This is a genomic window from Paremcibacter congregatus (assembly GCF_006385135.1).
Taxonomy (GTDB): Bacteria; Pseudomonadota; Alphaproteobacteria; order Sphingomonadales; family Emcibacteraceae; genus Paremcibacter; species Paremcibacter congregatus.
On the sequence record NZ_CP041025.1, the window covers coordinates 1,384,024 to 1,398,811 of the forward strand.

10 protein-coding genes and 1 tRNA gene are annotated in these 14,788 nt (G+C 48.2%); 8 read left to right on the top strand and 3 right to left on the bottom strand.

Annotated elements, in window-relative coordinates; all coding sequences use genetic code 11:
• Positions 1-248: 248 nt before the first annotated feature.
• The 7 genes from FIV45_RS06140 (at position 249) to FIV45_RS06170 (ending at position 12,568) form a co-directional block, all read left to right on the top strand.
• Positions 249-1,304: a fatty acid desaturase family protein gene (locus tag FIV45_RS06140; protein ID WP_099471501.1), complete on the top strand. Its 1,056-nt coding sequence runs from the start codon at positions 249-251 to the stop codon at positions 1,302-1,304.
• Between the two features lie 226 nt (positions 1,305-1,530).
• Positions 1,531-3,192, top strand: coding sequence for an electron transfer flavoprotein-ubiquinone oxidoreductase (locus FIV45_RS06145; RefSeq protein ID WP_099471502.1), 1,662 nt, complete (start codon positions 1,531-1,533; stop codon positions 3,190-3,192).
• Positions 3,193-3,239: 47 nt separating this feature from the next.
• Positions 3,240-4,961, top strand: coding sequence for a tetratricopeptide repeat protein (locus FIV45_RS06150; protein ID WP_099471503.1), 1,722 nt, complete (start codon positions 3,240-3,242; stop codon positions 4,959-4,961).
• Positions 4,951-5,823, top strand: coding sequence for a 4-(cytidine 5'-diphospho)-2-C-methyl-D-erythritol kinase (locus FIV45_RS06155; RefSeq protein ID WP_099471504.1), 873 nt, complete (start codon positions 4,951-4,953; stop codon positions 5,821-5,823). The genes FIV45_RS06150 and FIV45_RS06155 overlap by 11 nt, the downstream gene beginning before the upstream one ends.
• Before the next feature lie 88 nt (positions 5,824-5,911).
• Positions 5,912-8,656: an SLBB domain-containing protein gene (locus FIV45_RS06160; RefSeq protein WP_181040154.1), complete on the top strand. Its 2,745-nt coding sequence runs from the start codon at positions 5,912-5,914 to the stop codon at positions 8,654-8,656.
• A gap of 137 nt (positions 8,657-8,793) precedes the next feature.
• Complete coding sequence (locus tag FIV45_RS06165) at positions 8,794-11,124, top strand: YjbH domain-containing protein (protein ID WP_099471506.1); 2,331 nt, start codon at positions 8,794-8,796, stop codon at positions 11,122-11,124.
• Between the two features lie 154 nt (positions 11,125-11,278).
• Positions 11,279-12,568: a nucleotide sugar dehydrogenase gene (locus FIV45_RS06170; protein WP_099471507.1), complete on the top strand. Its 1,290-nt coding sequence runs from the start codon at positions 11,279-11,281 to the stop codon at positions 12,566-12,568.
• A gap of 53 nt (positions 12,569-12,621) precedes the next feature.
• Here FIV45_RS06170 and FIV45_RS06175 read toward each other — a convergent pair whose 3' ends face one another.
• The 3 genes from FIV45_RS06175 to FIV45_RS06185 are packed head-to-tail and all read right to left on the bottom strand — an operon-like array spanning position 12,622 to position 14,434.
• Positions 12,622-13,086, bottom strand: a complete 465-nt coding sequence (locus FIV45_RS06175) for a YdcF family protein (RefSeq protein WP_099471508.1) — start codon at positions 13,084-13,086, stop codon at positions 12,622-12,624.
• Between the two features lie 50 nt (positions 13,087-13,136).
• Complete coding sequence (locus FIV45_RS06180) at positions 13,137-13,421, bottom strand: hypothetical protein (RefSeq protein ID WP_099471509.1); 285 nt, start codon at positions 13,419-13,421, stop codon at positions 13,137-13,139.
• A 14-nt stretch (positions 13,422-13,435) separates the two neighbouring features.
• Positions 13,436-14,434, bottom strand: coding sequence for an SDR family NAD(P)-dependent oxidoreductase (locus FIV45_RS06185; protein ID WP_099471510.1), 999 nt, complete (start codon positions 14,432-14,434; stop codon positions 13,436-13,438).
• Positions 14,435-14,622: 188 nt separating this feature from the next.
• On the opposite strand from FIV45_RS06185, the gene FIV45_RS06190 reads away from it, so the two are divergent.
• Positions 14,623-14,697: transfer RNA gene (locus FIV45_RS06190), tRNA-Gln, on the top strand.
• Positions 14,698-14,788 lie beyond the last annotated feature (91 nt).

The following is a 14,788-nucleotide window of genomic DNA, read 5'->3' on the forward strand; positions in this document are numbered from 1 at the left end:
TCAAAAAATTATATTAAGTATTATGCATTTCGGAGACGAGGATGCAATCAGGAACATCGTCGCGTAGAAATTCATCTAAATTAAGGCAGATTTTTCTATTTGGCCTGCAGGGCTTCGAAATATTTTAGAACTTGATTTACCGCAATGCGGACCATCCGGGAGCGGGTATGAAAGGATACAATAAATAATCGACATCATTTACGAAGGAATATATGGTGCGGGCAGCTTTAAGTGAAGGACATGAGTGAATGTTGAATGACATGAAGGTCAAGGCGGCGGATTTTCCTCTGAAAGAGGCGCGCGCCATGGTGAAGGATCTGATGAAGGCCAACCCGGTAATCTACTGGGTGGATTTTTTGCTGTCTGTGGCTCTGGGCGCCGGGGCTTTTGCCGTTACGGTGTGGGCTGACACGTTTTCCGTCCTTGGCATTATCGCTTATCTGGTAGCGGTCTTCGCGTTGTATCGGGCGGTGATTTTTATTCACGAGATTGTCCACTTCAAAAAAGGCAGCATGACGTCTTTTCGCTTTGCCTGGAATGTCCTCTGTGGATTCTTTGTTTTGGTGCCGGCCTTTATGTATCAGGGCGTTCATATAGATCATCATAAACGGGATGTTTACGGCACCAAGGAGGATGGTGAATATCTGCCTTTTGGCGCGCAGGCGCCGTGGAAGAATGTCTGGTATGTGATGACGTCGATTTTCCTGCCGGGACTGGTGGCGGTGCGTTATCTGATTCTGACGCCGCTGGGCTGGATCATTCCGCCGCTCGGGCGTTTGTTGTGGCAACGGGCTTCGTCCCTGACCATTGATATGGACTATCGCCGCCCGCCGCCGACGGAACTTGACGGGAAATACTGGCGACTGCAGGAAGTTTGCGCCACGGTGTATGGCTGGACCGCGGTAATGCTTGGCGTCTATGGCATTCTGCCTGTGAAATTCTTTGCCGTCTGGTATGCGGTGGTTTTCCTTGTATTATTTATGAACAGTATACGTACCCTTGGCGCCCATGCGTACCGCAATCCCGGGGACCAGAAAATGTCGGTGGCGGAGCAATTTCTCGATTCTGTCGATGTGCCGGGTGGAATTCTTTCGGCGCTCTGGGCCCCGGTAGGCTTGCGCTTTCATGCGACCCATCATCTATTTCCCAACATGCCCTATCATTCATTGGGCACGGCCTATGCGCGCCTGAAAAAAGATCTGCCCAACAGCGAATTGTATCTCGAGGCGTCTCGTCCGACACTGGCGCACGCCATGGTTACCTTGTGGCGGGATGCGCGGGCCAGTCAGCAGAAGAAATCCTGATCCGGCGTCTGTGAAGGGTGAAGGCTTTCGAGTTGAAGTTAAAACGACCGTTTGATTTTTTCGAAATGTCAGGGTATAAGATGCTCTGATGGGACGTCAGTTCACTTTTTCCTTTACCCGTCGGTAACCTTTGAGTTACCTTCTGGGCAAATGTGGAATGAATGCAAATCAAACGCTTATTTCTGCCCCGGGTGGGGCGGAAGGTATGACATCGGGAGAAAGTACTATGGAACGGGAATTTATGGAATATGACGTTGTGATCGTTGGCGGTGGTCCCGCTGGCTTGAGCGCGGCGATCCGTTTCAAACAACTGGCGGACGAAGCCGGTAAGGAGCTGATGGTTTGCGTACTGGAGAAGGGCTCGGAAGTGGGCGCCCATATTCTTTCTGGTGCGGTGATTGATCCGGTGGCGCTCGACGAACTGATTCCTGACTGGAAAGATAAAGGCGCGCCGCTGCTTACTCCGGTGACGGGCAACCATCACTGGGTCCTGAAAGAAAACAGCAAGTCGGAAATGCCACATTTTCTGTTGCCGCCCCTGATGAGCAATGATGGAAATTATATCGTCAGTCTGGGGAATGTGTGTCGCTGGCTTTCGGAGCAGGCCGAGAATATGGGCATTGAAATTTTCCCGGGCTTCACTGGCGCTGAAATGCTCTATCATGAAGACGGGTCGGTCAAGGGTGTTCTCACCGGGGATATGGGGGTCGCAGAAGATGGCTCACATAAAGATACCTATATGCCGGGCATGGAACTGCACGGAAAATATACGCTGATTGCCGAAGGGGTGAGGGGATCTCTGGCCAAAGGCTTGATTGAGAAATTTGACCTTAGGGCGGGTAAAGAGCCGCAGACTTACGGGATCGGCATCAAAGAACTGTGGGAAGTAGAGCCGGGAAAACATCACCAGGGCACGGTGATTCATACCCAGGGCTGGCCTCTGGATAAGGAAACCGTTGGCGGTGGCTTTATATATCATCTGGAAGATAACCAGGTGGCGATTGGATTTGTGGTCGGTCTTGACTATTCTAATCCTTATCTTTCGCCGTTTGATGAAATGCAGCGTTATAAAAACCATCCCGCCATTCGCCCTCTGCTGGAAGGTGGGCGTCGGATTTCCTACGGGGCGCGGGCCATTAATGAAGGTGGTTTCCAATCGATTCCGAAACTGACCTTCCCCGGTGGTGCTCTCATCGGCTGTAGCGCAGGTTTCGTTAATGTACCGCGGATCAAAGGCACTCATAACGCCATGAAAACCGGTATGATGGCCGCTGAAGCCGCATTTGCAGCGATTGTTGAAGGCCGGGAGGGCAAGGATGAGCTGACTGCTTATCCGGAGGCTTTTGAGAAAAGCTGGGTCTATAAGGACCTTTACCGGGTGCGGAACGCCAAGCCGGCCATTCATAAATTCGGCGCGGTGCTTGGGACATTATATGCCGGGTTCGATATGTGGATGAATAATCTGGGGCTCGGGTTTCTGTTGCCGTGGACATTTGGCCATGATGCGGACCATAAATGCCTGAAACCGGCCAGTGAATGTAAGCCGATCGATTATCCGAAACCGGATGGTGTGGTGACATTTGATAAATTATCTTCTGTCTTTCTGTCTAACACCAACCATGAAGAAAACCAGCCTTGTCATTTGAAATTAAAAGATGATGCAGTGGCTGTTGATGTGAACTATACTGTATATGCTGGGCCGGAAGCTCGCTTTTGTCCGGCAGGTGTGTATGAATTTATCCTTGATGATGAGGGCGAGAATCCAAAGCTGCAAATTAATTCGCAGAATTGTGTTCACTGCAAGACTTGTGATATTAAGGATCCGACACAAAATATAAACTGGACTGTGCCAGAAGGTGGCGGCGGTCCTAATTACCCCAACATGTAGGGCGAAAGCTCGGGGTAGGTTTGAATTCTGCAAGGCTGGAGTTAAGTTTGAAACATAATACCCCGAATCCGAGAACGCTGTCTGTTGTCAAAAGGCTGGCTGTTGCCGTAACGGCGCTGGTCTTGTCGATGGGGCCGGCGTTGGCTTGGAAGGAAAGTCCGCCGTTGCGGCAAGTCAGTGAAAAGCCATTTGGTGAATATCTGGCGGGGCTGCATGCGGCCCGCAATAGTGACCTTCATATGGCGGCGGATTTCTATGCCAAGATTTTGGCGCTGGATCCAGATGACCAGATGATCCTGCGCAAATCTTTCTCTATTTTTATTGCGGATGGCCAATATGACAAGGCGTCTGACGTCGCTCATAAATTGGCGGATGACAATGTTGGCGACAGCATGGTGCAGATGTACCTGTTTTTGGAACAGATGAAAACGGGCAACCATGATGCGGCGCTTCTGGCGTTGAATAATTTGGGGGATGCCGGGGTTTACGGGTTATTTAAGCCTTTGTTCCAGTCCTGGGTTTTATTGGCGAAAGGCGATGCCAAGATGGCGGAAGCCAATATAGAAGTTTCTTTAAAGGATAAAAATTTCCTTGATTTCAAGAAGTTTCATGCCGGGTTGTTTTATGATTTTCTGGGCAAGACGCATCTCGCCGAACAAATGTATTCCGAAGCATTGCTGGTACCAGGGGCATTGTCCCTGAGGACGGTAGAGGCATATGGTATTCTGTTGCAGCGGATTGGCAGGGAGGAAGATGCGCGTCAACTCTATACGAATTATCTGGAAAAAGCCCCAGAAAATGCGCGACTTCTTAGAGCGTTAGCTGATCTGGACAAGGGAGAGAAAAATAAATCTCCGGCGGTGCCCCTGATTTCTTCCGAAGCTGAGGGGGTTGCGGAGATATTCTATACAGCGGCAAATTTCCTGATGCAGGATAATATCAGAACACCGGCGACAATTTATCTGCAGTACGCCAAATATCTCAAACAAGATTTTTTCATTGCTGATTATTTGCTGGGACAGATATTTGAAGCGGAACTTTACTATGAGGGGGCTTTGAAAAGTTATGAGCGGATAACCAGGGAACATGCGCAGTATTTCAGGGCCCGGTTACAGATGGCCTGGGTGCTTGAAAAACAAGGGCAGGTGGATCAGGCGATTGCGGCGATGACGCATCTGTCGCAGGAATTTCCTAAAAATACCGAGATATTTGCGGCTCTGGGGGATGTATATCGCATGCACAGCCGTTTTGACGAATCCGCCGTTGCATACTCTCGGCTTCTGAAACAACTGCCAGCCTATAAAGAGACGCATTGGAGCATTTTCTATACCCGTGGCATCGTTTACGAGCAGGGCCAGAAATGGGAGCAGGCGGAAGCAGATTTCCTCAAGGCGCTTGAATTGCGGCCGGATCAGCCGCAAGTCCTTAATTATTTGGCCTACAGCTGGGTTGATAAAGGCATCAACGTAGAAAAAGCCAGGGTTATGCTAGAACGGGCTGTGGAACTTCGGCCACATGATGGGTATATCATCGATAGTCTCGGATGGGCGCTTTATCGTATGGGCGATATGTCAAAGGCTGTTGAGTATCTGGAAAAAGCCGTTTTGCTGCAAACTGATGATTGGGCAATTAATGATCATCTTGGTGATGCCTACTGGGCTGTCGGGCGCAAGAATGAAGCAAAATTTCAGTGGCGTCATGCGCTGTCATTAAAGCCGGATGCCGAACTTGTCGCCAAAATTAAAACCAAGATACGGGATGGCAAATAAGTCTGTGTCCCGGATTGCCCGGGCAAAAATAAATCTCGACCTTGTAATCACGGGACAGCGGGCGGATGGATATCATTTGCTTGATAGTCTGGTTGTGTTTGCAGACTTTGGCGATCAAATTACGGTCTCCCCCGCCGAAAAGCTGTCATTAACTATTTCTGGTCCTTTTGGCCGCGGCCTTCTGCGGCAATCCGATAATCTGGTGCTACGGTCGGCCCAACTTCTACGGGACAGGTTTGATATCCGTGTTGGCGCTCAAATCGAGCTGATCAAAAATTTGCCCATCTCCTCGGGTATTGGCGGCGGATCAGCGGATGCGGCGGCGGCGCTCAAGGCCTTGACAGAACTTTGGGGGCTTTGTGATAAAATACCGGAAATGAGTGATTTGCCTCTATTGCTCGGCGCCGATGTGCCGGTTTGTATGGCGAGTGAAACCCGTCGTATGTCAGGAATAGGGGAAGTTCTGACGCCCGTTTCTCTTAAAAAAAACTTGTATATGCTGTTGGTTAATCCCGGTGTGTCAGTCTCCACAGCGGCTATTTTTCAGGCCAGGGCCAAAAGACAAGCGCCTTTCTCAAAACCATTGAATATCCCGCCCGAGATTGATGATTTGGCGCAACTGAGACATCTATTGGTGGCGAGAGGGAATGATCTTCAGAGAGAGGCCTGTTTGGTTGAGCCCGTTATTTCAGAGGTTTTAAACCATCTTTATGCGACCGAAGGCTGCATATATTCCGCCATGTCGGGCAGTGGCGCAACCTGTTTCGCGATATATGAAACCTGCGAAGCGGCGCGGACGGCTGAAGGCGAGATTAGTCAGGGGACGCAGTCATGGTGGGTTCAGGTAATGCAAGTTATATAAAATGCAGACCAAGTGCTTGCACCTTGCGTCACATATGCTACATTCCCGACTTAATAATAAATCAGTGACTGTCATGAGGAAAAATATGATGGGGAAGACCAACTTCTTGAGAGCAATAATCTGTTCGGCGTTTGCCGGGACCATCCTATTTTATCAGTCTGTATCAGGCCAAACAATCGACCCTTCCATGCTGGATTCCTTGAAGAACCAGGTTGGCGTGAGAACGGGTAATCAAACCGTTATTTCTCCGCTGGACGAGGCGCGTCAAAAAGAGCGTCAAAAGCAGCAGGAAAATTTACTTGAACAGCGGATGAATACGTTGAAGGAAGTTTCCCGACTGGAGGAAGATTATCGCGATCGACTGGGATCTGAAATTGCGCAGTATGGCTATTCCATATTTGCCAATATTCCGACTGAAAGCCAGGTTATGACGGGAACGATTTCCGACAATTACAAGCTGGGTATTGGCGATGAATTGATTATCACTTTACAGGGATCGAAATCGCAATCCTTTACTGTGACCGTAGATCTTGAAGGCCGGGTCATTATTCCGGATTTAAAGCCGATCAGGGTTTCCGGTATGACTTATGGTGATTTTCGGAAGGTTCTGAAAGCTCAGGTTTCAGAAAGCATAATTGGGACGGAGGTTTATGTTTCTCTGGCCACGGTCCGGCAGATATCTGTTTTTGTTGCAGGGGAAGTGAACACGCCTGGAGTCATCCGTACGTCGAGCCTGGCGACGCCACTGGAAATTCTGATGAATGCAGGGGGGGTGAAAAAAACCGGGTCCTTGCGCAATATTACTATTTATCGCGGCGGCGAGAAAACCACGCTGGATATATATGGACTATTGAAAGGACAAGTCGGCAGCTTTGATACTTTAAATGATGGGGATCGGGTTATTGTGCCTACAGTCGGGGCGACGATTGCTTTGGATGGAGAAATGGTGCGCCCTGGCATATATGAGTTGCCGGCTAAACGTGAAAGTATCACTTTCACAGAGGCAATGGAGATGGCCGGGGGAACATTACGTCCTGCGGGATATGAAATCTCCCAGATCAGCGTCGATGAACAGGGCAGGCAGACTTTTAGACGGATTGAGGGACGGGGCCAGAATGTGAAAAATGGGGAAGCCCTGATCGCCCGTTTGATCGAAAATTCGCAATCAGGGAAAGTTGAATTGATCGGGCATGTCAAGACCCCGGGGATTCGCTCTCTTTCCACATCTCACAATATTTTTAATCTGCTGGGGAATGTTTTAAACCTGAAGGATGACCCGTATCTGCTGTTTGGTGTTATTGAGCGGGTCGATAAAGCTACACAGACAAGATATTTGACGCCTTTTACGCCGCAAACAGCCTTGTCTGGAGAGGTTGTTGCGCCGTTGAATGACCGTGATCGTGTTATTTTTCTTGGACGTTCCGATATATCTTTTTTGATCTCGGATGATATCCGGCAGGTCATCTTTTCCGGGAAATATGATGTAAACCAAACCTTGGATGGCGGGAAACCAAATCCGAATTATTGTGAACCACTGGGGCATTTGGCGAGGATTATTAACGATACCCAGACAAACCGGTTCGCGACGGCAACCCGTGCGGTTTTTGTGCGTAAGGAAGCTGAAAGTGAAAAAGACAAAACCGTTGAAGATGAAGAAAAGGAAAAGCTGCGTTCCAAAGCCCTTGTGAGTAAAGATGAAGAAAAACTCGCGATGGAAGAATTGTTAAAGAAAGAAGCGGAGAAAAAAGAAAAGGTAGAAAAAGGTCAACCTCAATGCCCGATTATTTATCAGGAAGTAAAGAACTTGCTGCCGTTTATTCTTGAATATATCGTTTCGATCGATGGGGCTGTGCGGTTGCCGGGGGTTTATCCTATTACGAATGGTGCTTCAATAAAATCTCTTGTTGCAGTCAGTGGTGGTATGACAAACGATGCCAACCTGACCAATATTGAGGTGACAAGTTATGATTCTGAGGTGAAGTCTGGCTTCATTGAAATGGAATGGAATTCAATAAACGCCCATAAAACGGATATTTCGAAAGTTAAGATTAATCCGGGGGGCGGGGTACGTATCGGGTCAAAATTCTCAAATTTTGAATCGGGAGCAGTTCTGTTGTCTGGGGAATTTATTCAGCCAGGCGCCTATACGATCCAAAAGGGAGAAAAGCTTTCTGACCTTATGTTGAGGGCGGGCGGTGTTTCGGAGCAGGCCTATACCTATGGTGCGATTTTTACCCGTGAAAGGGTGAAGGAAATACAGCGTCAGGAATTGCAGAAGACAGCAAAACATCTGCAATCAGCAATGATTTCCGCATCGGTGAAAAAGAATATCGAAGCGGACTCGTTGATGGCTGCGCAACAATTGACCAACCAATTGGCCAATGCCGAACTTATCGGGAGGGTGGTTATCGAAGCAGACCCTCTCAAATTATCTTTAAACCCGGAACTGGACACAGTTTTGGAAGCTGGGGATACTGTTTATATTCCTAAGCGACCTAATTTCATTATTGCGATGGGAGATGTTTTGAACCCGGGAGCCTTGCAGTTTATTCCAGGGAAAACAATTTCCGAATATATTGATGAAGTGGGCAGTTATACCGCGTCTGCTGACGAAAGCCGTGTGTATATTGTTTATCCCAACGGTGTGTCAAAACCTATCACATTGTCATCCTGGGGGGGAGACAGAGATCTTAGCATTCCTCCGGGAACAGCGATTGTGGTACCAACAGATCTCAGTCCATACGACAGTTTGTCGTTGATTAAAGAAATTGGCGGAATTTTCCAGAACCTCGCTGTATCGGCAGCTTCCATTGCTGTCTTAATACGTAATTAGCGGACCCTTAAGTGGAGAGAGCCTCATATAAATTACGTCATGCGAAATGTTGCAAGATAGTCTTGTCGATTGCACTTACTGTGGGAGGAATAGTTTCTTCAATATCTGCGGTACGTGCGGAGCCCTTTTCTTATTCAATGAATAATTTTGGGGGTATCGGGCTGCTGGAAATGAGAACAGCACGCTTTGCTCCGGACGGCGATATTTCGATTGGGGGGCATCATGAGGGGTCTTCTACGCGGGTTTTTGCCAGTTGGCAGGCGACCCCCTGGCTTGAAACCACGTTAAGTTATACGGATGACAAGCCGGACAGTCTTGGGGTGGACCGGTCATTGGATATTAAAGTTCGCCTCTGGGAAGAGGGCAACTACAGACCGCAAGTGGCTCTTGGTCTTCAGGATGTTTTGGGCAATGGCCGTTATGCCGGTGAATATCTTGTTGCCAGTAAACGTTACTATGATTTTGATTTTACAATGGGGCTGGGCTGGGGATTTCTTGGATCACGTGGGGGGCTGGGGAATATGTTCCACTTGTTTGGGGATGGTTTTTCAGAACGGGATACATCCTCCGCAAGTGGTGATCTTAGAACGGGCAGTTATTTCGCAGGTCAGGATATGGCATTCTTTGCTGGCGTCGAGTACCGAACACCTCTGGAAGGCGTGAGCATCAAGGCTGAATACAGTGGGGTTGACCGCCGTAAATATGATGAATTTTCTTCTTTTGACCGGAAAAGCGCCTTCAATATAGGCTTGAATTATGCACCAACGGATTGGGCGAGCCTCGCCCTTGGATTTGATCATGGGGATCGAGTATCCTTTCGTTTAACCTTGCGCCAGAATCTGCATAAAATGAAATTGGGAAGGCTCTTCAAGGATAGAAAGCCTCCTGCAATCTTCGAAAGAAGCAAAGACAATATTGTTGTACGTAATATGCCAGAGATGGCGCCTGTCTTATCGCGCAGTGATGATGTATTTACCAGATTGCGCTACTTGGATGTCGCAATTGAGAGTATTACGCAAAAACAGGACAGAAACATTTTCCATGTGCGTAGAATAGGTAAAGACCGGATTGATTACCTTACGGTGTTAGGCGCCATTCTGGAAAGCTACCATACAGTAACTTTGTTTATCGCAGATAGCGGGGCCACTTTTGAACGTTATGATGCTAGCCAGACTGATATCATCGGTAGAACTGCACGGGAACGTTATCATAAGACAATAGTATATCTGCGTGAACAGGCGGCCAGACAAGGCGATACAGGACTTGTGGCTTCTGCGGCTCTTGAACGACTAGATGCAGAAAAATTAGCGCCCTTATCAGTTGCCATTGAAGGCCGAAAGGTTACCGTGGTTAAAAAGGCAGGGCCATATTTTAATGAAGCCAAGAACATTGGTCGTACCGCACGGCTTCTGACGCAAGAAATGCCGTCTCAGGTTGAGATATTTACCCTGGTGACGGAAAAAGAGGGTCTGTCTATTTCAGAAGTGTCGGTCTTGCGACGTGATCTTGAGAACGCCAAACGTTACCAGAGCAGCCCGGAAGAGATGTGGGTCAACAGTGTGGTTCAAACCCCGGGACATGCGAAATCAGATCCGTCTGTTCCTTTCGGGAAGCCATACCCGCAAATGGAATGGGGTATTATCCCGGGTATGAAGTCGCATTTCGGGGGGAATGAAGATGGGCGCTTCCGGCATGACCTTTATGTTCATCTCTATGGATTAGTGCAAGTCAGCCGACATCTTAGTCTGGTGGGTGAGGTCAAGCAGTTCATTACCGGTGACCTGGACAAAATTCCGTTGGATACGACCCCGGATGTTCCCAAGGTCAGAAGCGATATATCACTTTACACACGAGAGGGCCGACGCTCGATAGAACGCCTGGAGTTTAATTATAGCCATGCCCTGGATGAGAGTTTCTTTACACGATTGTCCGCGGGGTTGCTGGAAAGCATGTATGGTGGGGTGAGCGCAGAAGTTCTTTACCGCGCTTATACAAGTAATCTGGCAATCGGGGCTGAGTTGAATTGGGTAAAACAGCGCAATTATAACCAGTTATTTTCCTTTCGGGACTACCAGACCTTGACGGGCCATGTTACGCTGTATCATGAAAATGAAAAATATAATATCACCAGTAAGCTGAGCGCGGGGCGTTATCTGGCCGGTGATTTTGGCGCGACCCTGGATATTTCCCGACATTTTAAAAACGGTATTCGTCTTGGCGTTTGGGCGACCTACACAGATATGTCAGCGGAAAAATTCGGCGCCGGTAGTTTTGATAAAGGCATTTACTTGACGGTTCCTCTGGAAATATTTTGGTATAAGCCCAGCACTCGGGACGTAAGGTTCGATTTCAGAAGCTTGGGTCGGAACGGTGGGCAGAAACTGGACCGGCGGCAGGATTTGTATGATTTGATTTCCTCAGGTCGAAAAGACAGACTGGAAAATGACTGGCGCGCTATTTTGGACTAGACCTGAGGTCCGTCGGGTTAAATGTAAATGAATTGTGGAAAATAAATATTTGTATTTTTGGGGAGCATGGTATCCTTTTCTTAATCATCTCCCTTTACATGGATTTATAAAGAGAAACTAAAAAACTCATTAAGCGAAAGAATTCGGAAGAAATATGACTGATATTGCTTTTACAGCTGATAGCCGCATCGTCGTCGTGGGGCTGGGATATGTAGGGTTGCCGCTGGCGGTTGCTATGGCCAATAAATTCAACGTAGTCGGTTTTGACATTAGTGAAGACCGGGTGCGAGAACTGAAGGACGGTTTTGACCGGACGGAAGAAGTGGATCAGGCACGCCTCGAAGCGAGCAGCATTATCTTGACGAAAGATGTCGTCGATATCAAAGATGCCGCGGTCTATATCGTCACCGTACCAACGCCTGTGAATGATGATAATAGTCCAGACTTGGGGCCTGTAAGGTCATCTTGCGAATTGCTGGGACCTTTGTTAACCAAAGGAGCGATTGTCGTTTTTGAAAGTACTGTCTATCCAGGCGTTACCGAAGAACTTTGTGGACCGGTATTGGAAGAAACATCCGGTATGGAATGCGGGAAGGACTTCTTTCTGGGGTATTCACCAGAACGGATAAATCCGGGCGATAAAGAACATACGGTTGATAAAATCACCAAAGTAATTTCCGGACAAACGCCTGAAGTAACCAATGTTCTTGTGGATATCTACGGCGCTGTAACTTCTGGCGGGACATTTGCCGCGGCCAGCATTCGCGCAGCGGAAGCCGCGAAAGTGATTGAGAATTCACAACGCGATATTAACATCGCTTTCGTCAATGAAATCACGATGATTTTTCAGAAACTGGGCATTTCTGTCTATGATGTTCTGGAAGCGGCGGGCACAAAATGGAACTTCCTGAATTTTACGCCAGGACTTGTGGGCGGGCATTGCATCGGTGTTGATCCATATTACCTGGCGGAACGTGCGCGGCAGGTCAATCATGACCCGCGCATCATCCTGTCCGGGCGGGCCATTAACGACAGCATGGCCGATTTCGTAGCGGAACGGGTTTGCGCGCAACTGTCCGGAGCGGGAAAAATTCTTGTTCTCGGTTTGACGTTCAAGGAGAACTGTCCAGATCTGCGTAATACCAAGGCCATTGATCTGATCCATAGCCTGCGTCGGCGGGGCTTTAAAGTCGATGTCCATGACGCAGCGGCCGATCCGGTCGAAGCCAAGAAATTCTATAACATCGATTTGGTACCCTCTTTGGATGAGCTGGAAGACAACAGCTATGCTGCGGTGATGGGAGTTGTCTCTCATGATGCCTATCGTGCTTTAACGGGGACAGATCTGGAACGCCTTCTGGAAACAGGCGGGTTGATTGCCGATGTGAAGGCCATGTGGCGTGATCTGGATAAGCCTAAACATTTGCGGAAATGGCAACTGTAATAACAGGTACATTATTGTTTCAAAGCCCCGCCCATTTTGGCGGGGCTTTTTTGTCAGGGGGCTTTGGGAAAGACTTCAGTCGTGTTGCCTCGTATATAGTAGGTGAGCAGGCCGACCCATTCATGAACGGCATAGTCAAATTGAGCAAAATTTCCTGCCGCATCCGGCTTCCCAAATATGGTGTTGTTTAATTCTGTTCGATAGTCGACCGGGTAAGGTTGTACCGGGATGTGAGCTGCCCGAAAGGCGGCAATCGACCGCGGCATGTGAAATGCGGATGTAACCAACAACCAGGGTGCTGTTTCAGTTGTGGCGATCAGCTTGCGGGCTTCCATGGCATTGGTGTAAGTATTGTAAGATTTTTCTTCAAATCTGATGCGCTCAATATCTATTCCAGCTTCCTGAAAGAACTTACGGGCAACATCTCCTTCGCTCATGCCGTCGTCAATCCTGGCGCCGCCGCAAAATATAACAGGCATGTTCGGGAATTGTCGGGCCAGCTTCGCGGCCTCTATCAGGCGCTCTCCAGCGCCGCTTAAAGAAACCTGCTTATGGTCACTGCTGAGGCCTAGCGTTCTGCTCCGGCCAGAACAATAATGCCACTATAGGGGCCTTGTTCGACCTGATTGGTGTAGGAAGAAAACCTTTTTTCCAAAGGGGTCATCAGCCAGTTGGTCAATGGTCCAAACATCACCAGTCCATAAAGCGCCGCACAGAAAAGTAAGGTAAAAACAGCTTTTCCCCGGTGCCGCCGCCAGGTGAAAAATAGCCCCAGGAGAAGGAGAAGAAAGAAAAAATTGCTTGGCTGAATAAACAGCCATATCACTCTCGCGATCAGGTTATCCCATGCCAAGCGGTTTCATCCTTTTAATTTATTTTATGATATTGCTTATACCAGTGAATGAATTTTGGAATGCCTTCCTCGATTTTTGTTTTTGGTTCAAATCCAAGATCATTCTGAATGGCGGAAATGTCGGCGGCGGTTTCGCGCACGTCGCCGGGCTGAATCGGCAGAAGATCCATTTCAGCCTTATGGCCAAGAGCATCTTCCAAAACCTTGATCATGTCCAGAAGTTTTACTGTATTGTTATTGCCGATATTATAAACCCGGTGAGGGGCATTTGACCCGATGGTATGCATGGTGCCGTCATCTTTTGGCGGGTTATCCAGACAACGGACGATCCCATCAATGATATCTTCAATATAAGTGAAATCGCGCAGCATGTCGCCATGATTAAACACGGGAATTGGCTTGCCTTCCAGAATATTCTTGGTGAAAATCCACATGGCCATGTCCGGACGGCCCCAGGGGCCATAAACGGTGAAGAAACGCAGTCCGGTCTGGGGCAGGCGGAAGAGATGAGAATAACTCTGGCTCATCAATTCGTCCGATTTTTTGGTGGCGGCATAAAGCGATACAGGGTTGTCTACCCGGTCATCGACGGAGAATGGCATATTCTTGTTGCCCCCGTAAACGGATGAGGACGAGGCATAAACCAGATGATCAAAATCGTCCAGATGACGGCAATATTCCATGATGTTGACATGACCGACCAGGTTGGACTGAATATAGACAAAGGGATTGGTGAGGGAATACCGCACGCCGGCCTGGGCGCCAAGGTGGACCACCTTTTTAATCTTATGTTGGTCGAGAGCTTGTTTCAGGCTGTCAAAATCGGAAAAATCAACTTTCAGGAAGGTGAAATTCGGATTGTTTTCAATTTCCGCCAGTCGGGCTTTTTTCAGGTTTACATCATAGTAATCATTGAGATTATCAATCCCGATCACTTCTTCACCACGCTCCAGCAGGAGCCGCGCCACATTAAATCCAATAAAGCCTGCCGCCCCGGTTACAACTATAGCCATTCATCTTCCTCATGGTCTGAATTTGTATTGTATGTGTTATCTTTTAGTCTAAGAGCCTTGTCAATTCCTTAAAATAGGCCCAAAAAAAATAAACAAAAATAAAAATACGTATTTTTGTAAAATGAGCATTGCATGTTGAATAAAATCTGCTTATGTTCGCGACACCTTCAGGATAGAGGACTGTCTGATGGGGTGTAGCCAAGCGGTAAGGCAACGGGTTTTGATCCCGTCATGCGCAGGTTCGAATCCTGCCACCCCAACCAATTCTTAAAAATCATTATATTTCAATGTATTAGACAGTGTTCCGAGAAAATTTTAGGGCATGTTTTTAGGGCATGTTTTGAGGGGGCTTTC